Raw genomic sequence first — 20,362 nt, forward strand, 5'->3', positions numbered from 1 at the left:
CGGCGCAACCCCTCCGCGCCTCATCCCAGAACGCACGACATAAGGATTTCCCGCTTCATGGGCGTCATCCATGTGACCGACCGGGCCGGCCAGCGCCACACCCTCGAGGCCATCGAGGGCTGGCGGGTGATGGAGATCATCCGCGATTGGGGCCTGCCCATCGAGGGCCTGTGCGGCGGCGCCTGCGAATGCGCGACCTGTCACGTCTTCGTCGCCGAGGACTGGCTGGACAGGCTCTATCCTCCCACGGAGGAAGAGGAGGACCAGCTGGACACCGTGATGACGCGTCCCAATTCCCGCCTGTCCTGCCAGATCCTCTGGACCCCCGAACTCGACGGCCTGGAGGTCACCCTGGCGCCGACCGGGGCCTGATCGCCAGCCTGCCACATTGCCAAAGCTTAAGAGACCGTGTTTCCAAAGGGTCTCTCGAAGGAGCCTGTTCATGACCGACCATATCGAAACGGACGTCGTCATCATCGGTGCCGGGCCCGTGGGCCTGTTCGCCGTGTTCGAACTCGGCCTCCTCGACATCAAATGCCATCTCATCGACATCCTGCCGAAGGTGGGCGGCCAGTGCGCCGAGCTCTACCCGGAAAAGCCGATCTACGACATTCCCGGCTTCCCGATGGTGACCGGCCAGGGCCTCGTCGACAACCTGATGGCGCAGATCGAGCCGTTCCATCCGACCTTCCACCTCAACGAGATGGTGGAGAGCCTGGAATCCATCGGCACGCCGGAAGCGCCCCTGTTCCGGGTCAAGACCTCCGAGAACGACACCACCTTCACCTGCAAGGCCGTGATCATCGCGGCCGGTGGCGGTTCGTTCCAGCCCAAGAAGCCGCCGATCGACAACATCGAGGCCTATGAGGGCACCGGCGTGTTCTACGCCGTGCGCAAGATGGAGATGTTCCGCAACAAGAAGGTGCTCATCGTCGGCGGCGGCGATTCCGCCCTCGACTGGACGGTGAACCTCCAGCCCATCGCCAAGCGCCTGACCCTGCTCCACCGCCGCGACGCCTTCCGGGCCGCGCCCCACACGGTGGAGAAGATGCGCTCGCTGGTCGCCTCCGGCGACATGGACCTGCATCTCGGCCAGGTCAGCACACTCAAGGGCGAGAACCACGTGCTCCACGGTGCCGTGATCCGCAAGGACGACGGCTCGGAGTTCACGGTCGATTGCGACGTGATGCTGCCCTTCTTCGGCCTCACCATGAAGCTCGGCCCCATCGCCGATTGGGGCCTGAACCTGCACGAGAACGTGATCCCGGTCGATACGGAGAAGTTCGAGACCAACGTTCCCGGCATCTTCGCCATCGGCGACATCAACACCTATCCGGGCAAGCTGAAGCTCATCCTCTCCGGCTTCCACGAGGGCGCGCTGGCGGCCCAGAAGGTGCATCGCTACGTCTATCCCGAGAAGAGGCTCCTGTTCCAATACACGACCTCGTCCACGAGCCTGCAGAAGAAGCTCGGCGTGGCGGCTTGAGACGCCTATCACAAGCACCATCCTCATCCTGAGGAGGTCGCGGAAGCGACCGTCTCGAAGGATCCTCCAGCGCTCTCTGGATCCTCCTTCGAGACGCCACTTCGTGGCTCCTCAGGATGAGGTTCTTGGTATGTAATCAGGTCTTGCGAAGCAGGCCGGTTCCTGAAACTCTCCGGCCCATGACGAACGCGACAGATCTCACCCTCGGCCGCCGCGTGATGGCGATGATCGAGGAGCTGGCCCAGCACACGGACGAGCCCGGCCGCCTCACGCGCCTCTATCTCTCCGACGCCCATCGCCGAGCCTCGGATGCGACGCTGCATCTGATGCAGCAGGCAGGGCTCGACGCCCATATCGATGCTCTCGGCTCCGTCGTCGGACGCGTCGAGGGCGCCAATCCGCAAGCCCCCGCGCTCCTCATCGGCTCGCATATCGATTCCGTCGTCGATGCCGGCCGCTACGACGGCAATCTCGGCGTGGTGCTCGGCATCGTCGTGGTCGAGGCGCTGAAGGAACAAGGCATCGAGCCTCCCTGCCCCATCGAGATCGTGGCGTTCGGCGATGAGGAAAATGTGCGCTTCCCCACGAATCTCTCCACGTCCCAGGCCCTGGCCGGCCGCTTCGATCCGGCGTGGCTCGACGGCAGGGACCAGGATGGAGTCACTTTACGCGATGCGCTGATCCGCTTCGGCGGCGATCCGGATGCTGCAGCCACACTGGCCCGCGACCCGGCGCGGTATCGTGGCTATCTCGAGGTGCACATCGAACAGGGGCCGCTGCTCGAGGCCAAGAACCTGCCCGTCGGCATCGTGTCGGCCATCAACGGCATCACCCGCGCCCGCGCCCACGTGATCGGCGAAGCGGGCCATGCGGGCACCGTGCCGATGAATATGCGCCGCGATGCGCTCGCGGCCGTGGCGGAAATGATCGGCATCGTGGAGCGCGCAGGCTCCACGCGCACCGACACCGTAGCGACGGTGGGCGTCGCGCAGGTGCAGCCCGGCGCGATCAACGTCATTCCCGCACGGGTCGACTTCACTCTCGATGCCCGCTCGCCCGACGACGCGGTGCGTTTGGCCATGGTCGAGGACATCGTGACCGAATGCCAGGCTGTCGCTCAAAGGCGCGGTGTGGACTTCACCATCGAGCCGTTCATGGAATCCCCCGCCACACCCATGGACAAGACATTGATCGCACGGCTCGAAGAGTCTGTCAGAAGCCTCGGAATCAAACCGCTGCACCTGTCATCCGGCGCGGGTCACGATGCGGTCGCGATGGCCAATCTCTGCCCTTCCGCCATGCTCTTCGTGCGCTGCAAGGGCGGCATCAGTCACAACCCGGCGGAGTCGATCACCGTCGAGGATGCGGACGTCGCGGCGCGCGTTCTGATCGATGCCGTCAAGCGGATCTCCGTGTGAGTTTCGTCCGATGAGTCAAATGCCCAGGATCACGTTCATCGAGGATGCCGCGGCGCTTCAGCCGGTTCTTCGGAAAGGCTTGCGGGAGTTCAACAAAACTCTTTTCGTCGGCCATCCGCCGGGCCGGGACCTCGCCATCGCGCTTCGCGAACCCGGCAGCGACGAGCCGGTCGGAGGGCTCTGCGGCCGCATGAATGGCGGCTGGCTTGCCATCGAGCTCATCTTCGTGCCCGAGGCCTTTCGCGGCATGGGGCTTGCGACGCAACTGATTGCAATGGCCGAAGAAGAGGCCCGCGACGAGGGTTGCCATTCGGCCTGGATCGACACGCTCAATCCGAAGGCGCTCACGCTCTACCAAAAATTGGGCTACGAGCTCTTCGGCGAGCTGAAGGATTACCCGGTCGGCGGCAGCCGCTTCTTCCTGCAGAAGAAACTCGGGCCTATGACCTGAACTGCGTTAAGCACTCCACTCATCCGCGAGCACGGCCCAGCGCTCGTGGTCGCGCCATTCGCCGCCGATCTTGAGATAACGCGGCGAGTAGCCCTCCTGGCGAAAGCCGAGGCGCTGGACGAGGGCGCGGGAAGGCCCGTTGCCCGGCTGGATATTGGCCTCGATGCGGTGCAATCCGAGTTCGCCGAAGGCGTGCGAGACCACGCGGCTCACCGCTTCGCTCATCAGCCCACGCCCGTTCATGCCGGCCATGCCGTAATAGCCCATATAGGCGCTCTGGAAGAAGCCGCGCACGATCTCGCTCAGGTTGACGATTCCGACGATCCTGCCGCTCTCCCGCTCACGGGCGATGAAGCCGATGGAGCGGTCGCCATCACAGCGGGCGAGATAACCCTGGAAGCTCGCATGATCGCGGCAGGGCGAAACCCAGGGCTCGTGCAGATCGATGCTCGCGAGATTGGCCGCGATCAACTCGGCGGCGTCCGAGGCATGTACGAGACGAATGACAACGCGTGGCAACATGAAGTTCATCCCATCTTCAGGAACCATGGCATAGACATGTCGTTGTCGTCAGCCCCTCCTCAAAACAAAAAGGATTGGACCATGCGAGCCATCATTCTCCCCGCTTTCGCTCTCGCCCTCGGCGCAGGCTTCTTTGCTGCACCGCAAGAAGCTCAGGCCCGTTTCGGCGCCGAGCAGCTGCAGGCGCCCAGCCTTGTGGACGACGTGGCCTGTGTGACGCGGCGTGTGCGCACCGTGCGTCCCAACGGCCGTGTCGTCTATCGCACCGTGCGTGAATGTGGCGTCCCGGCCTGGCAGCGTCGGGCCGATCGCTGCCGCACCGTGCGCGAGCGCGTGGTGCAGCCCAGCGGCCGCGTCGTGTATCGCGAGATTCGCCGCTGCCGCTGATCAAGCTCAGCTGAAAGCAGCAGGGCCCGGGATCACCGGGCCCTTTTTCATTCCAGCTCCCCAATGGCGCTCTCGACCGCTTCGACCACCGCGCCCGAGCGCACGAGGTCGAGGGCCTGCCGCATCTCCGTCGCGTACCAGCGGTCACCGTCGAGCGCCGGCGGAATGACGGCGCGGATCGCGTCCATCGCGGCGCGCGAGCCCTTGCCCAGCGGGTAGTCCTTGGCGAGCGGTTCCACGAGGGTGAGCGCCTGCGCGGCCATCAGCAATTCGCCGGCTACGATCTGCTCCACGTTCTCGACGACGATGCGAGCCTTGCGCCCGCACCAGGTGGAGTTGGAGACGTGGTCCTCGGCATTGGATTTGCCCGGGATGGAATCGACCGAACCGGGCGTCGCCAGTCCCCGGTTTTCCATGACCAGCGCCGACATGGAGCACTGCACCGTGGCAAAGCCCGTGTTGAGGCCGCGCTTGCCGGCCAGCAGGTTGCGCGGCAAGCCGTAGGACATGGTGGGATCGATGAGGCGCGCGAGGCGACGCTCGGAAATCGCTCCGAGATCCGCCATGGCGATGGCGAGAAAATCCATGGCCTGCGCCATGTACTGTCCGTGGAAATGGCCGCCCGAGATCGACACGTAGCCGCCCTGCCCGTCGTCGAAGATCAGCGGGTTGTCGGTGGCGGAGTTCATCTCGGTGCCGATGATGCGCTCCACGTACTCGACAGCCTCGACGGCCGGCCCGTGAACCTGCGGCGTGCAGCGCAGCGAGTAGACATCCTGCACACGGGGAGGCGCGGGCGTTCCCGGCTGGCGCGGCTCGTCGGGGAAGACGATGTCGCGCGCGTCCTGCGAGCAGCGCTTCGTGCCCTCGAGGATGCGCAGCAGGTTGCGTGCCGTGCGCGCCTGGCCCGGATGCGGACGTGCCTTGTGCACGCGCGGGTCGAAGGCCGCGAGTTCGCCGCGCATGGCTTCCAGCGACAGGCACATGGCGATGTCGGCCTGCTTGAGCAGGCGGCGCGCGTCGTGCGTGGCGAGAGCCCCGAGGGCGAGCGACGTGGTCGAGCCGTTGATGAGCGCGGAGGCATCCTTCGCGCCGAGCTCGAAATCGGGATTGAAGCCAGCCTCCCTGATGGCTTCGCGCGCCGGCATCCGGCGGCCGCGATAGATCATCTCGGCCTCTTCGAAACCACAGACGGCGCCGGCCATGTGCGCGAGCGGCGCCAGGTCGCCCGAGGCGCCGACGGAGCCCTTCTGCGGAATGACCGGATGCAGGCCCGCATTGAGGAAGGCGATGAGGCGCTCCACCAGCTCGACGCGCGGCCCCGAATAGTTCGACGCGAAGGCATTGGCGCGCAGGAGCATCATGGCGCGCGTCACGTCCTCGGCGAAAGGCTCGCCGACACCGGTGGCATGGGCGTAAACGGTCTTCTGCTGATAGGCTGCCATATCGGCGATGAGGACACGTTGGTCCTTGAACAGGCCGACGCCGGTGTTGAAGGCGTACATGAGCGGCGCGTCGTCATGCATCCAGGTGCGGTCGATATAGTCGCGCGTGGCGGCGATGCGCTCGCGCGCTTCCGGCGCCAGGGCGGCCGTGGCGAATGTCCCTTCAGCATCGGCGCGCGCGACGCGCACTACATCCTGGATCCCGAGAGTGGCGCCGTCGAGCTTGACCGTCATCGCTGTTCCTCACGTTGAAGACAAAGGGATACCGAGGCTTCGCACGCGGCGCAACCTCGGCCCTATTCCTCACACCACGTCATCACCGGCCTCGTGCCGGTGATCCCGATGGCATGGAACGCCGAGCTTCACCTTAGCGGGATGGCCGGGACAGGCCCGGCCATGACGTGGAGGGTGTGTGAAACGGAGGTCCCAACGAAAAAGGCCCCGGCTGTGCCGAGGCCCTGTGATTTTTCCGTCAGCCGACCGTTCCGCCGTCACACGCGGCCGAGGCGCTTCGTAGTCTGGGGATCGAAGAGGTGGACATTGGCCGGATCGACCGCGAGGGCCAGCTTGCGGGTGTCCGCCGGGATCTGGCCGGTGGAGGCCTGGACGACGAATTCGGCACCGGCGACCTTGCCGTGGAAGAGCTGGGTCGCGCCGAGTTCCTCGACGAAATCCACATCCATGGAGAGGGAGCTTGAGCCCGCGCCGCCGGCCTGCACGTCCTCCGGACGCAGGCCCACTTCGATGGCGGAGCCGGGGGCGAGGCCGTCGCGCATGTCCGAGACGGCGATGACCTGTCCGCCAACCGACACGCGGCCAGGGCCCTCGACCTTGCCGGGCAGGATGTTCATGGGCGGAGAGCCGATGAAGGTGGCGACGAAGCGGGTCTCGGGACGGCGGTAGACCTCGGACGGGCTGCCGACCTGTTCGATCTGGCCGCCGGACATCACCACGAGCTTGTCGGAGAGCGTCATCGCCTCGACCTGGTCGTGCGTCACGTAGATGGAGGTGACGCCGAGGGCCTTCTGGAGGCGCTTGATCTCCACGCGCATCTGCACGCGCAGCTTGGCGTCGAGGTTGGAGAGCGGCTCGTCGAACAGGAAGACCTGCGGCTTGCGCACGATGGCGCGGCCCATGGCGACGCGCTGGCGCTGGCCGCCGGACAGGGCGCGCGGCTTGCGCTCGAGGAACGGCTCGATGGCCAGGATGCGGGCCGCTTCCTTCACGCGCTTCTCGATCTCGTCCTTCGGCGTCTTCCGGTTCTTCAAGCCGTAGGCCATGTTGTCGTAGACGCTCATGTGCGGGTAGAGCGCGTAGTTCTGGAACACCATCGCGATGTCGCGATCGGCGGGCTCCACCTGGTTCACCACGCGATCACCGATCTTCACCTCGCCGCCGGAGATCGTCTCGAGGCCTGCGATCATGCGAAGAAGCGTGGACTTGCCGCAGCCCGACGGGCCGACGAGCACGCAGAAAGAGCCGTCCTCGATGCCGAGCGACACGCCCTTCACGGCCTCCACATTGCCCGCATAGATCTTGCGAACGGTGTCGAGTGTTACCCCTGCCATTGTTTCGTTCCTTTAACCGCTGCCCGCGCCGCATGGGGCACCGGGCGAAAATTCCGTTAAGTGAGAAGGAGCCCTCCCACCATGAAGCCGAGAGGGCCGTGCGCAACCTGCGTCACTTCTCCGTTTCGACGAGACCCTTCACGAAGAGCCGCTGCATGAAGATGACGACCAGAACCGGCGGGATCATCGCGAGCACGGCCGTCGTCATGGCGATGTTCCACTCGGTCAGCGCATCCGTGGTCGTGATCATCTTCTTGATGCCGATCACGATGGTCTGCATCGAGCTTTTCGTGGTGATCAGCAGCGGCCAGAGATACTGGTTCCAGCCATAGATGAACTGAATCACGAAGAGCGCCGCGATCGTCGTCATCGACAGCGGGAGAAGCGTGTCCTTGAAGAAGCGGAACGCGCCTGCGCCGTCGATCTTCGAGGCTTCCAGCAGCTCCTCCGGAATGGTCATGAAGAACTGGCGGAAGAGAAGCGTACCGGTGGCCGACGCGATGAGCGGCAGGATGAGACCGGAATAAGTATCGAGAAGCCCCAGATCGGCGACGATCTTGTAGGTCGGATAGATACGCACTTCGACCGGAAGCATCAGGGTGATGAAGATGACCCAGAATGCCGTCCTGCGGAACGGGAACTTGAAATAGACCACCGCATAGGCCGACAGGATCGAGATCAGGATCTTACCGAAGGCGATGCCCAGCGCCATGATCATGGAATTGAGCATCATGCCCATCACGGGCTCGCGGGCCGTCTTGCCGCCGTAGAAAAGCGCGCGGGAGTAGTTTTCCAGCGCCTGGTTGCCCGGCACCAGCGGCATGTTGCCGTTGATGATGGTGGCGGTGTCGAAGGTCGACGCCATGATGGCGAGATAGACCGGGAAGGCCACCAGGACGACGCCGAGCACCAGCGTCAGGTAGGCCATGAAGTCTCTAAAGGGACGATTCTCGACCATCAGTACTGCACCTTGCGCTCGACGTATTTGAACTGGATGGCGGTCAGCCCGATCACGATGACCATGAGGACCACCGATTGAGCGGCCGAGAGGCCGAGATCGCCGCCGGAGCGGCCGTCCGCATAAACCTTGTAGACGAGAGTTGTCGTCGTTCCGGCAGGACCGCCGCCCGTCACGGCATCGATGATGCCGAAGGTCTCGAAGAACACGTACACGATGGTCACGACGAGAAGAAAGAAGGTCGTGGGCGAGAGCAGCGGGAAGATGATCGTCCAGAAGCGGCGCAGGGGACCGGCACCGTCGATGGCGCCTGCTTCGATCACGCTCTTCGGAATCGCCTGGAGGCCCGCGAGGAAGAACAGGAAGTTGTAGCTGACATGCTTCCACGTGGCGGAGAGCACGAGCAGGGTCATGGCATCCTTGCCGTCAAGCATGGGATTCCAGTTGAACCCCATGACGTTGAGCGGGCGGCCGAGCGTGCCGAGCGTCGGATGGAACATGAACATCCACAAAACGCCCGCGATGGCGGGGGCCACCGCATAAGGCCAGATCAGCAGGGTCTTGAAGCCATGGCCGCCGCGCAGGCTCTTGTCGGCCTGGGTGGCGAAAAGAAGGGCGACGGCGAGCGAGAAGAAGGCCACCAGCGTCGAGAAAATCACGGTCGTGATCATCGCCCGGTAATATTCAGGCTGCTCGAAGACCGCGCTGTAGTTCTCGAAGCCGACGAATTCGGAAGCAAGGCCGAAGGCATCCTCGCGCAGGAAGGACTGCCAGATTGCCTGCGAGGCCGGCAGGTAGAAGAAGATGACGGTGATCGCCATCTGCGGAAGGATCAGCAGCAGAGGCAGCGTCCAGCCTGAAAAATGAGCTCGTTTTTCCATCGCGCTTACGGTTGTCCGGTGACGGTGCAGATGACGGCATCCACCGGTCTGCGAGGTTGTCCTATAAGATCATCCCGGACGGCTTTCGGCCGCCCGGGATGAAAAACTGTCGAGTCGGGCGGAGTTAGCGAACGGTACGCTCGAACTGGCGCAGGATCTGGTTCGAGCGGGTCACCGCGGCGTCCAAGGCATCCTTGGCTGGCTTCTGGCCGGCGAGGGCCGCCTCGATCTCCTCGGAGATCACGTCGCGGATCTGGACCATGTTGCCGAAGCGCAGACCGCGGGAATTCTCGGTCGGCTCCTTGTTGGTCAGCTCCTTCAGGGGCGTCTCGAGGACCGGGTTCTTCTCATAGAAGCCGGAAGCCTTGGTCTTCTCGTAGGCGGCCTTCGTGATCGGGAGGTAGCCCGATTCCTGGTGCAGCTTGGCCTGACGGTCGGTGTCCGACAGGAAGGCGAAGAACTTGGCCACGCCCTTGTATTCCTCAGCCTTCTTGCCACCCATGACCCACAGGGAAGCGCCGCCGATGATCGAGTTCTGCGGAGCGCCCTGGACGTCCGGGTAATACGGCATCGGCACCGAGGTGAAGTCGAACTTCGCGTTGGCCTTCACGTTGCCGTAGAAGCCCGACGAGGTCAGGAAGATCGCGCATTCGCCGGAGGTGAAGCGGCCTTCGCTCTTCGAGTCGCGGCCCGAATAATCGTAGGTCTTGTCCTTCTGCAGGTCGACGAGGTTCTGCAGGTGACGGATGTGAGCCGGGGAGTTGAACTTCATCTCCGTGTCGAAACCGTCGAGGCCGTTGGCCTTCGTCGCCATGGGAATGTTGTGCCAGGCGGAGAACTGCTCGACATTGGCCCAGGAAGCCCAGGCGTTCGAGAAGCCGCAGGTGTCGTGGCCGGCGGCCTTGAGCTTCTTGCCGGCTTCGAAAACCTCAGGCCAGGTCTTCGGAATTTCGTTCACGCCGGCCTTCTTCAGCTCGTCCTTGTTGATCCACATGACCATCGAGGAGGAGTTGAACGGGAAGGAGAGCATCTCGCCCTTGGCCGTGGAATAGTAGCCGGTGATCGCCGGCAGGTAGGCCTTCGGGTCGAACTGTTCGCCGGCCTCGGCCATCATCTGGTAGACGGGCTTCACGGCACCGCGGGCGCCCATCATGGTCGCCGTGCCGACTTCGAACACCTGCAGGATGTGGGGAGCGTTGCCGGCGCGGAAGGCCGCGATGCCGGCGTTCAGCGTGTCGGCATACTGGCCCTTGTAGCTGACGACGACCTTGTAGTCTTTCTGCGAATTGTTGAACTCTTCCGCCAGCCGGTTCACGACCTCGTTGTTGGCGCCCGTCATGGCGTGCCACCACTGGATCTCGGTCTGGGCGAAGGCGGAGGTGCTCGTCGCCAGGCCGATGGCCAGGGCGCCGAGGAGGGACTTCTTCATCATAGTGATCTCTCCCATGTCATCCCGTCGGGGACGTTCTTGTCGTTCATCACCCCTGCATTAAGGCCGGATGACGTTTCTATGACGAAAACATGACAATCATAGCCGGCTTCAAAATGGAAGCCCTTTCCACCAAAAGACTTAACGGCCGGCCCTGGGAACAGGCCGGAACGCCTCTTCGTTGAGGGAGTAACTCAACGGAAGAAATCCATGCCCCAGATGATCGCAGCCCTGTTCAGGGATCCCGCCCAAGCCCGACAAGCCCTTCAATCCCTGCTGGAAATGGGCATCGCCGAGAACCGAATCGTGGCTGCCGGCAACGCCGAGGCGCGCGAGATCTCGTCGATCTCGGGCTTTCGTGCCCTCTCCGCGCGGGACGAGACCCTGGACGCTCTCCAAGATTTGAACCTTCCGGAGGCCGACAAGCGGCTCTTCGAGCAGGGAATCCACAGGCATTGCACCCTCATCGCCGCACAGGTCGACCGGGACAATCTCGAGGAGGCCTTGCGGGTGCTGGAGATGTTCGATCCGGTCGATCTGGACGGCAGCAGCCGCGAATGGCTGGGCGGCCACCCGTCCGACCGGGCCGGAGCCGATGCGGGCGCTCCACTGGGCGCCGGGATCACGGGCGGCTCGGACGGCGGCATGACCAACACGAGCGCCCTGCCCGGAATGGGCCTGATGGCGGAAGGCGCGGACGACCTCGGCACCACGGATCTGAGGACGGACGAGTTCGCTCAAGACAATCAGGGGTCGAGCACGACGACCGGCACCGGCTCGCGCCGGAGCGACGAGCGGGCCGACCGGGAAGGCGTCAACGAGCTTGCCGTCGACACCCGGCCGGATCCCGACCAGCCCGGCCTGATGCAGCGCCACATGAACCGCGGCGGCCGGGTCTGGGCCTACCGCACGTTCGAAGAGGGATTTTAAGGCATCGGGCGTGACGTCGAATTCACGCCCGCTTCTGCGTTCGATGCCCTAGATCACGTTCCGCTCCAGCAGCGGCCGGTTGGCGAGGACGCGCTCGTAACCCAGCTCGGACAGATCGAGCGTGCGGTAGCCGCCATGGACGATCAGTTCGGCCATGCCTCGGCCCACCGCTGGGGCCTGCTGCAGCCCGTGGCCCGAGAAGCCGTTGCAGAGGTAGAAGTTCTTGAACCCGCCGGCCAGGCCGATGATCGCATTGTGGTCGAGGAGGCTCATGTCGTAAGGCCCCGACCAGGCACGGCCCGGCCGGATCGCCTCGAAGGCCGGGACGCGGTGCGCCAGGTTCGGCCAGATGAACTCCTCGAAGAAGGAGTGATCGATCTCCTGGGATGCGGGATCCTCGTCGGACCAGTCGGGGTCGAGATCCGCTTCCGGCGAGGCGCCGCAGATGAAGTGCCCTTCCCCTTCAGGCCGCACATAGGCTCCCGACGTATCGATGAGCAGCGGGCAGTTCTCCACGGGCCCCTTGCATGAGAAGGTGAAGACGTAGCGGCGCTTGGCCTGGACCGGAATGTCGAGCCCGGCCATGGCGGCCAGTGCCCGTCCGCCGGAGCCGGCGCAGTTGATGAGCGTGCCGCAGGCGATCCGCGTGCCGTCCTTCAGATGCACGGCCACGATGGTGCCGCCGTCCCGCTCGACTTGCGAGACCTCGCCCTTCACGTATTCGGCGCCGAGCGATCGCGCCTTCTTGCGGAAGGCCTGGAGCAAGCCCCAGCCGTCGAACCAGCCTTCGCCCGAGCGTCCCCAGGTGCCGGCCGCCAGATCGTCCGTGTTGAGCCAGGGAAAGCGGGCCTTCAAGTCATCGGGCTTCAGGAACAGGATGTCCGCACCTTCTTCCGCCTGAAGCGCCTGGTTCTCCCGGAGGATCTGCTCGCCGGCCTCCGACGCGCAATAGAGATAGCCGCCCTCCTTCAGGCCGATCTCCGGCCGCTCGCCGTCGACGGCGAGACGGTCGCCGATGGAGCGCAGGAAATCGATCCCGTAGAGCGAGATGCGGATGTTCACCGCGCTCGAATATTGCTGGCGGATCGAGGCCGCGGACAGGGCCGAGGCGGAGAGCTGGTAGGTCGGATCCTTCTCGATGACGACGACGCGCCCCTTGAAGCCTGAATCGGCGAGCAGGTGATAGGCCGTGGAGGAACCCATGACGGCGCCGCCGACGATCACGACATCGGCTGAAGAGGAAGCTGCAGAGGTCATCGTTCGAATTTCGTTGAGAGGATGATGGAGGATTGCGTGCGCTCCACCCCTTCGACGGCGCCGATCTTGTCGATGGCCGCGTCGAGGGAGGGAACGTCCTCAGCCTCTACCACCGCCAGAAGATCGAAGACACCCGCGACCGAATGAAGCGCGCGCAATTCTGGCATGCGCTGAAGCGCGGAGACGACCCCGCCCGAGGCCTTGGGCGCCACCACGATGGTTACATGCGCCCGCACCATGCGGCTCGCGATCTCCTCGGCCAGGCGCAACGTATATCCAGCGATCACCCCCCGGCGCTCCAGGCTCTCGACCCGGGCCTGCACCGTCGTGCGGGAGAGCTTGAGCCGCCGGGCGGCTTCCGCATGGCCGATCCGGGCATTCTCCCGCAGCAGCGCAATCAAGGCACGATCCGTAGGGTCGAGCATCAGAATGACCAGTCCTTATGGCAATATGCCGAAAATTACCCGTCTTTCCGTCAACTTGTCCATGGCGTTCTGCGGGGCTTTGCCTTTTTCTGAACTGATCACAGGGAGGACTCCATGCATTCGATTCTCGTCATCGGCGCCGGCAAGATCGGCTCCACCATCGTCGACATGCTCCACGAGACCGGCGACTACGACGTCACCGTCGCGGATTCGTCCGCCGCCGCCCTCGAAGCCGTCGCCAAGGGTGGCATCAAGACGATCCAGCTTGACTTCAATGACGCGGTCGCCCTGCAGAACGCCCTCAAGGGCCGCTACGCGGTGCTCAGCGCGGCGCCCTATCACCTGACCGGCCACGTGGCCCAGGCGGCGCGCCTCGCCGACGTCAACTACTTCGACCTGACCGAGGACGTCGCCACCACCCGCATGGTGAAGGAGCTGGCGGAGGGCGCCACCACGGCCTTCATTCCGCAATGCGGCCTTGCCCCCGGGTTCATCTCCATCGTGGCCCATGACATCGCGAGCCGCTTCGACAAGCTCGACACCGTGCGCCTGCGCGTCGGCGCCCTGCCGCAATATCCCTCGAACGCCCTCTCCTATAACCTCACCTGGAGCACGGACGGCGTCATCAACGAATACATCGAGCGCTGCGAGGCGGTGGTCGACGGCAAGCTCCGCGAAGTGCCCGCCATGGAGGAGCTGGAGGAGTTCTCCCTCGACGGCACCCGTTATGAAGCCTTCAACACCTCGGGCGGCCTCGGCACTTTGTGCGAGACGCTCGAAGGCAAGGTGCGCAACCTGAATTACAAGACCATCCGCTATCCGGGCCATTGCGCCCTGATGCGGGTGCTGCTCAACGACCTTCAGCTGCGCAACCGCCGCGAGGTCCTGAAGGACATTCTGGAAAACGCCGTTCCGGCCACCATGCAGGACATGGTCATCGTCTTCGTCACCGTGACCGGCGAGCGCGGCGGCCGCTACGTGCAGGAAACCTATGCCCGCAGCGTCTACGGTCAGAAGGTCGCCGGCACCCAGCGCACTGCGATCCAGGTGACGACCGCCGCCGGGATCTGCGCCATGCTCGACCTGCTCGTTGCCGGCAAGCTGCCGAAACAGGGTTTCGTGCGCCAGGAGGAGATCGATCTCGGCATCTTCCTGGCCAACCGCTTCGGCCGCGTCTATGCGGGCGAGCGTCTGGACGAGGGCCACGAGCCAGCCGTGAAGAACATCCGCCTCGACGCGGTGGCCTAAGAGCGCCCTCGCTCATCGGTGTCGGAGCGGGGTGGGGCCAGGCGAGACGCCCTCTCCGGCCGCACCACTCTCTCCGTCATGGCCGGCCTTGTGCCGGCCGTCCCGATTGGAAAAGCGCCGCGCCCTTCCGGTCGAGATCACCGGCACAAGGCCGGTGATGACGAGGTGGGGCAGACGAAGCACTCGGGTTCTTGACTAATTGGCATGACCCTATTCGGGAAAAGCAGTTCCCAGGCTTCCCGGTCATGCATTAAGACGGTGGCATGAGAGCCGCCGTCGTTTCGTTTCAACGACAAGCGAGGGTGGTGGGCCTCCATGAGCCCAAGCCCGCATCCAGGGAGACCAACATGACCGCGAGCCTGAAACCCGTATCCTCTGCGCCCGCTTCCGTTGCGGATGAGGCCCGCGCCATTCTCGCGCGCCTCGGAGTGCCCGACAGCGCCTTCGCGTCCGGCGGTCGCCCGGCTCGGTCGCCGATCACCGGAGAGGTGATCGCCCATGTGCGCGAGACCACGACCGAGGAGGCCAAGGCCGCCATCGGCCGGGCCGACGCCGCCTTCAAGGCCTGGCGAAAGGTTCCGGCCCCCAAGCGCGGCGAGTTCATCCGCCTGCTCGGCGAGGAACTGCGCGCCGCCAAGGACGATCTCGGCCGTCTCGTGACGCTGGAGGCCGGCAAGATCGTCTCGGAAGGCCTCGGCGAGGTGCAGGAGATGATCGACATCTGCGATTTCGCCGTCGGTCTCTCCCGGCAGCTCTACGGCCTGACCATCGCGACCGAGCGCGCCGATCACCGCATGATGGAGACCTGGCATCCGCTCGGCGTCTGCGGCGTCATCTCGGCCTTCAACTTCCCCGTGGCCGTGTGGTCCTGGAACGCGGCGCTCGCGCTCGTCTGCGGCGACAGCGTGGTGTGGAAGCCCTCCGAGAAGACCCTGCTGACGGCGCTCGCCACCCACGCGATCGCCGAGCGCGCCGCGAAGCGCTTCGGCGGCGTGCCGGACGGCCTGCTCGGGCTTCTCCTCGGCGGTCGCGAGATCGGCGAGATCCTCGTCGAGGATCACCGCGTGCCGGTTCTCTCCGCCACGGGCTCCACCGCCATGGGCCGCCAGGTCGGCCCGAAGCTCGCCGAGCGTTTCGCCCGCGCGATCCTCGAGCTCGGCGGCAACAACGCCGCCATCGTGGCCCCGTCGGCCGATCTCGATCTGGCGCTGCGCGGCATTGCTTTCGCGGCCATGGGCACTGCAGGCCAGCGCTGCACCACCCTGCGTCGCCTCTTCGTTCATGAGAGCGTCTACGATCAGCTCGTGCCGCGCCTCGTGAAGGTCTATGGCAGCGTGAAGATCGGCGATCCGCGCGCCGAGGGCACGCTGGTCGGTCCGCTGATCGACAAGGCGGCTTTCGACGGCATGGAGCGCGCGCTTGACGAGGCCCGCGCAGCCGGCGGCAAGGTGCATGGCGGTGGACGCTACACGGATGTGGCGAATGAGGGCGTCTATGCGCGTCCGGCCCTCGTCGAGATGCCGAGCCAGACCGGCCCGGTGACGCGCGAGACCTTCGCGCCGATCCTCTACGTGATGCGCTATTCGGATTTCGACGAGGTGATCGAGCTGCACAACGCAGTCGGCGCCGGTCTCTCCTCATCGATCTTCACGCTCAACCTGCGCGAGGCCGAGGCCTTCGTGTCGGCGGCGGGTTCCGATTGCGGCATCGCGAACGTCAATATCGGTCCTTCGGGCGCCGAGATCGGCGGCGCCTTCGGTGGCGAAAAGGAAACCGGCGGCGGACGCGAGTCGGGCTCCGATGCCTGGAAGGCCTACATGCGCCGCGCCACCAACACGATCAATTACGGCTCGACGCTTCCGCTCGCCCAGGGCGTGAAGTTCGACGTCGACGCCTGATCATTGCACGTTAGCTAAACGGAGGGCACTGCCCTCCGTTTCTGTATCTGCCCTCTCACATCGCGAGCCTTCCATGACAGCGCCCTCCCGCACCGGCGGCCAGATTCTTGTCGATCAGCTTCTCATCCATGGAGTCGATCACATCTTCTGCGTACCGGGCGAGAGTTATCTCGCGGCGTTGGATGCTCTGCACGATGCGAACATCAACGTCACGGTCTGCCGCCAGGAAGGCGGCGCCGCCATGATGGCGGAAGCCTACGGCAAGCTCACCGGCCGCCCCGGCATCTGTTTCGTCACCCGCGGTCCGGGTGCGACCAATGCCTCGCCGGGCATTCACATCGCCAAGCAGGATTCGACGCCGATGATCCTGTTCGTCGGCCAGATCGAGCGCGGCATGCGTGAGCGCGAGGCGTTTCAGGAACTCGATTACCGCGCCGCCTTCGGCCCTCTCGCCAAATGGGCCACGGAAGTGGACGATCCGGCGCGCTTCCCCGAGATCGTCTCCCGCGCCTTCCATGTGGCGACATCGGGACGTCCCGGTCCGGTCGTGATCGCGCTGCCGGAGGACGTGCTCACCGAGTTGGCGCAGGTCGCCGACGCGCCGCGCTACCAGATCGTCGAGACGCATCCGGGCCTGACGCAGATGGCTGAGCTGCAGAAGCTCTTACACGGCGCGAAGAAGCCCATCGCGCTCCTCGGCGGCAGCCGCTGGTCCGACGTTGCGGTACAGCGCTTCGTGCGCTTCGCCGAGCGCTTCGAGCTGCCGGTCGCCTGCACGTTCCGCCGCCAGATGCTGTTTCCCGCCGATCACGCGTCCTATATCGGCGATCTCGGCCTTGGCGTGAACCCGAAGCTGCTCGCGCGCATCAAGGAAGCGGACCTCGTCCTGCTCGTCGGCGGACGCCTCTCGGAAATCCCGAGCCAGGCCTACACGCTCCTCGACATTCCGGCGACGCAGCAGATGCTGGTGCACGTCCATCCCGATCCGAGCGAGATCGGCCGGGTCTATTCCCCGCATCTCGCCATCAACGCCTCGCCGGTCGCGTTCACGGCGGCCCTGGAGGGCGTGCATCCTCCGGCCTCGCTGCCCTGGAGCGAGAGCACGAAGACGGCGCATGCCGATTATCTCGCCTGGAGCGATCCGAGCGCCATCCGCACCGCCGGCGGCCTGCAGATGGGCGAGGTGATGGCTCACCTGCGCAAGGTGATGCCGTCTGACACGATCTTCTGCAACGGCGCCGGCAACTTCGCCACCTGGATCCACCGCTTCTGGCCCTTCCGTGAGTACGGCACGCAATTGGCGCCGACTTCCGGCTCCATGGGCTACGGCGTCCCGGCCGCCGTCGGCGCGAAGCGCATTCGGACCGACAGCCCCGTGGTGGTGTTCGCCGGCGATGGCGACTTCCTCATGAACGGACAGGAATTCGCCACCGCCGTGCAGTACGATCTGCCGATCCTGGTGATCCTGCTCGACAACGGCATGTACGGCACGATCCGCATGCACCAGGAGCGCGAGTATCCGGGCCGCGTCTCGGCCACGATGCTGAAGAACCCGGACTTCGCCGCTTACGCGAAGGCGTTCGGTGGTTATGGCGAGCGCGTGGCCATGACGGAGGAATTCGCCCCCGCCCTGCAGCGGGCGCTGACCTCCGGCAAGCCGGCGATCCTCCACTGCATCATCGACCCGGAAGTGATCACGCCGACCATGTCGCTGACGCAGATCCGCGAGAAGGCGCTGGCGGGGAAGAAGTAAGCGCCACCGTCATTCCGGGGCGGCCATAGGCCGAACCCGGAAACCATAAACGCTGACTGAATGGGAAAAGGCGCTGCGGTTTATGCAGCGCCTTTTTCTTTGAATGCTGTGTTCATGGGTTCCGGGTTCGGCTCTGAAGAGCCGCCCCGGAATGACAGGCGGAGGCTGATTTACGCCGCCTTCGCCTCGTCGAGCCGCTGCGCCACGAGCGTGCGCAGGGAGCGCAGGTCCTTCACGAAGGAGCGGATGCCCTCGGCGAGCTTTTCCGTCGCCATGGCGTCCTCGTTCAGGGCGAAGCGGAAGCTCTTCTCGTCCATGCGCGGCAGGGGCTGAACCTTCTCCACATTGTCGGCCGAGAGCTTGCGCGGCAGATCGCCTTGCGCGTTCGCCAGTTCGTCGAGGAGCGCGGGCGAGATCGTGAGGCGGTCGCAGCCGGCGAGCGCTTCGATTTCGCCGATATTGCGGAAGGAGGCGCCCATCACCACGGTCTTGATCCCTTGCGCCTTGTACGAGGCATAGATCTTGCGCACCGACAGCACGCCCGGATCGGTCTCGCCCGTGTAGGGACCGCCCCCCGCCTTCACGTGCCAGTCGAGGATGCGGCCGACGAAGGGCGAGATCAGGAACACGCCTGCTTCCGCGCAGGCCTGGGCCTGGGCCTGCGAGAACAGGAGTGTGAGGTTGCAGTCGATGCCTTCCTTCTGGAGAACTTCCGCCGCGCGGATGCCCTCCCAGGTGGACGCGATCTTGATCAGGACCTTCTCGCGCCCGACGCCGCGCTCGGCATAATCCTTGATGATGCTTCGCGCCGTCTTCACCGTCGCGTCCGTGTCGAAGGAGAGATCGGCATCAACCTCCGTAGAGACGCGGCCCGGCACGATGCCGGCAAGCTCGGCCCCGAAGGCGACGGCGAGCCGGTCGCAGATCGCCGCCACCACGCTCTCACGGCTACCGCCCTGCTTGCGACCCCAGGCCAGAGCCTCTTCGAGGAGATGCTCGTAGGCGGGAATCTCCACCGCCTTCAGGAGGAGGGTCGGGTTGGTGGTGCAGTCCTGGGGCTTCAGGCGGCGCACCGCGTCGAGGTCGCCGGTATCGGCCACGACGACCGTCATGGCGCGCAATTGGTCGAGCTTGGAGGGCATGGAGGTCTCCGTGGGTTGTCCTTTGGCGTCTGACTTAGTCCCTTAAAATGGCGGCGTGAAGCCCTTGAGACCATGACGCGCATTTTCCCTCATCCCGGCGGTGAAACTCCTCACGTCATGGCCGTCCCCGGACTTGATCCGGGTATCAGTCCCGGCCATCCCGCTTAGGAAAGGCTCAGCACTTTTCGGGTCGGGATCACCGGCACAAGGCCGGTGATGACGTGGTGGAGGAAGCGGCCTCTCACACGAAAAGCCCCCGATTGGCCCGCACCCGGCTCAGGATGAAGGAATAAACCTCCTCCACCCGGCGCAGGGACCGCACGTCCGCATGGGTGACGAGCCAGTAGGTGCGAAGATACGACACCTCGGGCAGCACCACCCGCAGCTCGGGAAACTGCCGCACGGCGTAATCGTGCAGAATGCCGATGCCGACGCCCGCGCGGACCGCCTCGGCCTGGGCCACCACGCTGGCGCATTCGAAGCGGCGGGCGGTGTATTTCTCGAGACCCGAGAAGTAATCGAGCACGGGGCTGTAGAGCAGGTCGGCCACGTAGGTGACGAGGGTTTTCCCGGAAAGATCAGCCAGCTCCGTCACCGGCCCGTGGCGGTCGAGATAATCCTGCGAGGCGTAGAGCCTCAGGCGGTAATCGGTGAGCTTGCGCGAGACGAGGCGCCCTTCCGTCGGCTGCTCCAGGGTCACGGCGATGTCGGCCTCGCGCTTCGACAGAGAGAAGGTGCGCGGCAAAGCCACGAGCTGCAGGGTCAGGCCCGGGTGCCGCTCGGCCAGGGCCCCGAGTTCGGGGGCGAGAAAGTAGGTGCCGATCCCGTCCGGCGCGCCGATGCGCACCGTGCCGGAGAGCGCGAGATCCGCCCCGCCAAGTTCACTCGCGACCGCGAGAGCCTGGGTTTCCATGCTCTCCGCGTGCCGCAGGAGCCGCTCGCCCTGCTCGGTCAGGGTGTAACCTTGGGGACTGCGCTCGAACAGCTTGGCTTTGAGGGCCGCTTCCAGGGCCGAGATGCGTCGCGACACGGTGGTGTGGTCGGCCTCCAGCTGACGGGCGGCTGCGGTGAGGCGGCCGGCCCGGGCGACAGCGAGGAAAAAGCGGAGATCGTCCCAATCGAAAGCGCTCATGGCCTCACCTTGACCGTATTGGCATTTTCGCA

The 20,362-nt window shown here is 65.0% G+C and carries 19 protein-coding genes; 9 read left to right on the forward strand and 10 right to left on the reverse strand.

Annotated features, from left to right (window positions below; genetic code table 11):
* Positions 1-57 precede the first annotated feature (57 nt).
* The 4 genes from DDF70_RS01810 (at position 58) to DDF70_RS01825 (ending at position 3,355) form a co-directional block, all read left to right on the forward strand.
* Complete coding sequence (locus DDF70_RS01810; protein WP_114943136.1) at positions 58-372, forward strand: 2Fe-2S iron-sulfur cluster-binding protein; 315 nt, start codon at positions 58-60, stop codon at positions 370-372.
* Positions 373-442: 70 nt separating this feature from the next.
* Positions 443-1,486 (forward strand): NAD(P)/FAD-dependent oxidoreductase, encoded by a 1,044-nt coding sequence (locus tag DDF70_RS01815; protein WP_114943137.1) that lies wholly within the window; start codon positions 443-445, stop codon positions 1,484-1,486.
* Between the two features lie 179 nt (positions 1,487-1,665).
* A complete protein-coding gene (locus DDF70_RS01820; RefSeq protein WP_114943138.1) occupies positions 1,666-2,904 on the forward strand; it encodes an allantoate amidohydrolase in 1,239 nt (412 codons plus the stop codon).
* Between the two features lie 19 nt (positions 2,905-2,923).
* Positions 2,924-3,355: a GNAT family N-acetyltransferase gene (locus DDF70_RS01825; protein ID WP_114943139.1), complete on the forward strand. Its 432-nt coding sequence runs from the start codon at positions 2,924-2,926 to the stop codon at positions 3,353-3,355.
* Positions 3,356-3,361: 6 nt separating this feature from the next.
* Here DDF70_RS01825 and DDF70_RS01830 read toward each other — a convergent pair whose 3' ends face one another.
* A complete protein-coding gene (locus DDF70_RS01830; protein ID WP_205772380.1) occupies positions 3,362-3,877 on the reverse strand; it encodes a GNAT family N-acetyltransferase in 516 nt (171 codons plus the stop codon).
* An 81-nt stretch (positions 3,878-3,958) separates the two neighbouring features.
* Between DDF70_RS01830 and DDF70_RS01835 the strand changes: the two genes are divergently transcribed.
* A complete protein-coding gene (locus DDF70_RS01835) occupies positions 3,959-4,264 on the forward strand; it encodes a hypothetical protein (protein ID WP_114943140.1) in 306 nt (101 codons plus the stop codon).
* A 47-nt stretch (positions 4,265-4,311) separates the two neighbouring features.
* Here the strand turns inward: DDF70_RS01835 and DDF70_RS01840 are convergent, their stop codons facing one another.
* From DDF70_RS01840 to ugpB, 5 genes are all read right to left on the reverse strand, one after another.
* A complete protein-coding gene (locus DDF70_RS01840) occupies positions 4,312-5,943 on the reverse strand; it encodes an HAL/PAL/TAL family ammonia-lyase (RefSeq protein WP_114943141.1) in 1,632 nt (543 codons plus the stop codon).
* A gap of 257 nt (positions 5,944-6,200) precedes the next feature.
* The gene (locus DDF70_RS01845; RefSeq protein WP_114943142.1) at positions 6,201-7,277 is read right to left on the reverse strand and encodes a sn-glycerol-3-phosphate import ATP-binding protein UgpC; all 1,077 of its coding nucleotides are present in this window, start codon (positions 7,275-7,277) and stop codon (positions 6,201-6,203) included.
* 112 nt (positions 7,278-7,389) lie between these two features.
* A complete protein-coding gene (gene ugpE / locus DDF70_RS01850; protein ID WP_114943143.1) occupies positions 7,390-8,235 on the reverse strand; it encodes a sn-glycerol-3-phosphate ABC transporter permease UgpE in 846 nt (281 codons plus the stop codon).
* Positions 8,235-9,116 (reverse strand): sn-glycerol-3-phosphate ABC transporter permease UgpA, encoded by an 882-nt coding sequence (ugpA, locus tag DDF70_RS01855; RefSeq protein ID WP_114943144.1) that lies wholly within the window; start codon positions 9,114-9,116, stop codon positions 8,235-8,237. The genes ugpE and ugpA overlap by 1 nt, the downstream gene beginning before the upstream one ends.
* Before the next feature lie 124 nt (positions 9,117-9,240).
* Positions 9,241-10,548, reverse strand: coding sequence for a sn-glycerol-3-phosphate ABC transporter substrate-binding protein UgpB (gene ugpB / locus DDF70_RS01860; protein ID WP_425374040.1), 1,308 nt, complete (start codon positions 10,546-10,548; stop codon positions 9,241-9,243).
* 207 nt (positions 10,549-10,755) lie between these two features.
* On the opposite strand from ugpB, the gene DDF70_RS01865 reads away from it, so the two are divergent.
* Complete coding sequence (locus DDF70_RS01865) at positions 10,756-11,475, forward strand: hypothetical protein (RefSeq protein ID WP_114943145.1); 720 nt, start codon at positions 10,756-10,758, stop codon at positions 11,473-11,475.
* 48 nt (positions 11,476-11,523) lie between these two features.
* Here the strand turns inward: DDF70_RS01865 and DDF70_RS01870 are convergent, their stop codons facing one another.
* Positions 11,524-12,732 (reverse strand): NAD(P)/FAD-dependent oxidoreductase, encoded by a 1,209-nt coding sequence (locus DDF70_RS01870; protein ID WP_114943146.1) that lies wholly within the window; start codon positions 12,730-12,732, stop codon positions 11,524-11,526.
* Positions 12,729-13,157, reverse strand: coding sequence for an Lrp/AsnC family transcriptional regulator (locus DDF70_RS01875; RefSeq protein ID WP_114943147.1), 429 nt, complete (start codon positions 13,155-13,157; stop codon positions 12,729-12,731). Before DDF70_RS01875 ends, DDF70_RS01870 begins: the two co-directional genes overlap by 4 nt.
* 114 nt (positions 13,158-13,271) lie before the next feature.
* Here DDF70_RS01875 and DDF70_RS01880 point away from each other — a divergent pair, with 114 nt between their 5' ends.
* From DDF70_RS01880 to DDF70_RS01890, 3 genes are all read left to right on the forward strand, one after another.
* Positions 13,272-14,405 (forward strand): saccharopine dehydrogenase family protein, encoded by a 1,134-nt coding sequence (locus tag DDF70_RS01880; RefSeq protein ID WP_114943148.1) that lies wholly within the window; start codon positions 13,272-13,274, stop codon positions 14,403-14,405.
* 347 nt (positions 14,406-14,752) lie between these two features.
* On the forward strand, positions 14,753-16,303 hold the full coding sequence (amaB, locus tag DDF70_RS01885; RefSeq protein WP_114943149.1) for an L-piperidine-6-carboxylate dehydrogenase: 1,551 nt from the start codon (positions 14,753-14,755) through the stop codon (positions 16,301-16,303).
* Positions 16,304-16,376: 73 nt separating this feature from the next.
* Positions 16,377-18,056, forward strand: coding sequence for a thiamine pyrophosphate-binding protein (locus DDF70_RS01890; RefSeq protein WP_114943150.1), 1,680 nt, complete (start codon positions 16,377-16,379; stop codon positions 18,054-18,056).
* Between the two features lie 170 nt (positions 18,057-18,226).
* Here the strand turns inward: DDF70_RS01890 and tal are convergent, their stop codons facing one another.
* Both tal and DDF70_RS01900 read right to left on the reverse strand, forming a co-directional pair.
* Entirely contained in the window at positions 18,227-19,198 is a 972-nt protein-coding gene (tal, locus tag DDF70_RS01895) for a transaldolase (protein ID WP_114943151.1), read from the reverse strand.
* A gap of 241 nt (positions 19,199-19,439) precedes the next feature.
* Positions 19,440-20,330, reverse strand: coding sequence for a LysR family transcriptional regulator (locus tag DDF70_RS01900; RefSeq protein ID WP_114943152.1), 891 nt, complete (start codon positions 20,328-20,330; stop codon positions 19,440-19,442).
* Positions 20,331-20,362: the final 32 nt, after the last annotated feature.

The organism is Microvirga calopogonii (assembly GCF_003347665.1).
GTDB classification, from domain to species: domain Bacteria; phylum Pseudomonadota; class Alphaproteobacteria; order Rhizobiales; family Beijerinckiaceae; genus Microvirga; species Microvirga calopogonii.

Bases quoted from the DNA above. Each gene is read 5' to 3' on its own strand.
- tal (WP_114943151.1), bottom strand. From the start codon at position 19,198: ATGCCCTCCAAGCTCGACCAATTGCGCGCCATGACGGTCGTCGTGGCC.
- DDF70_RS01835 (WP_114943140.1), top strand. From the start codon at position 3,959: ATGCGAGCCATCATTCTCCCCGCTTTCGCTCTCGCCCTCGGCGCAGGC.
- DDF70_RS01815 (WP_114943137.1), top strand. From the start codon at position 443: ATGACCGACCATATCGAAACGGACGTCGTCATCATCGGTGCCGGGCCC.
- DDF70_RS01890 (WP_114943150.1), top strand. From the start codon at position 16,377: ATGACAGCGCCCTCCCGCACCGGCGGCCAGATTCTTGTCGATCAGCTT.
- DDF70_RS01880 (WP_114943148.1), top strand. From the start codon at position 13,272: ATGCATTCGATTCTCGTCATCGGCGCCGGCAAGATCGGCTCCACCATC.
- DDF70_RS01875 (WP_114943147.1), bottom strand. From the start codon at position 13,157: ATGCTCGACCCTACGGATCGTGCCTTGATTGCGCTGCTGCGGGAGAAT.
- DDF70_RS01810 (WP_114943136.1), top strand. From the start codon at position 58: ATGGGCGTCATCCATGTGACCGACCGGGCCGGCCAGCGCCACACCCTC.
- DDF70_RS01870 (WP_114943146.1), bottom strand. From the start codon at position 12,732: ATGACCTCTGCAGCTTCCTCTTCAGCCGATGTCGTGATCGTCGGCGGC.
- DDF70_RS01840 (WP_114943141.1), bottom strand. From the start codon at position 5,943: ATGACGGTCAAGCTCGACGGCGCCACTCTCGGGATCCAGGATGTAGTG.
- ugpE (WP_114943143.1), bottom strand. From the start codon at position 8,235: ATGGTCGAGAATCGTCCCTTTAGAGACTTCATGGCCTACCTGACGCTG.
- DDF70_RS01830 (WP_205772380.1), bottom strand. From the start codon at position 3,877: ATGTTGCCACGCGTTGTCATTCGTCTCGTACATGCCTCGGACGCCGCC.
- ugpA (WP_114943144.1), bottom strand. From the start codon at position 9,116: ATGGAAAAACGAGCTCATTTTTCAGGCTGGACGCTGCCTCTGCTGCTG.
- DDF70_RS01825 (WP_114943139.1), top strand. From the start codon at position 2,924: ATGCCCAGGATCACGTTCATCGAGGATGCCGCGGCGCTTCAGCCGGTT.
- ugpB (WP_425374040.1), bottom strand. From the start codon at position 10,548: ATGATGAAGAAGTCCCTCCTCGGCGCCCTGGCCATCGGCCTGGCGACG.
- DDF70_RS01900 (WP_114943152.1), bottom strand. From the start codon at position 20,330: ATGAGCGCTTTCGATTGGGACGATCTCCGCTTTTTCCTCGCTGTCGCC.
- DDF70_RS01845 (WP_114943142.1), bottom strand. From the start codon at position 7,277: ATGGCAGGGGTAACACTCGACACCGTTCGCAAGATCTATGCGGGCAAT.
- amaB (WP_114943149.1), top strand. From the start codon at position 14,753: ATGACCGCGAGCCTGAAACCCGTATCCTCTGCGCCCGCTTCCGTTGCG.
- DDF70_RS01865 (WP_114943145.1), top strand. From the start codon at position 10,756: ATGCCCCAGATGATCGCAGCCCTGTTCAGGGATCCCGCCCAAGCCCGA.
- DDF70_RS01820 (WP_114943138.1), top strand. From the start codon at position 1,666: ATGACGAACGCGACAGATCTCACCCTCGGCCGCCGCGTGATGGCGATG.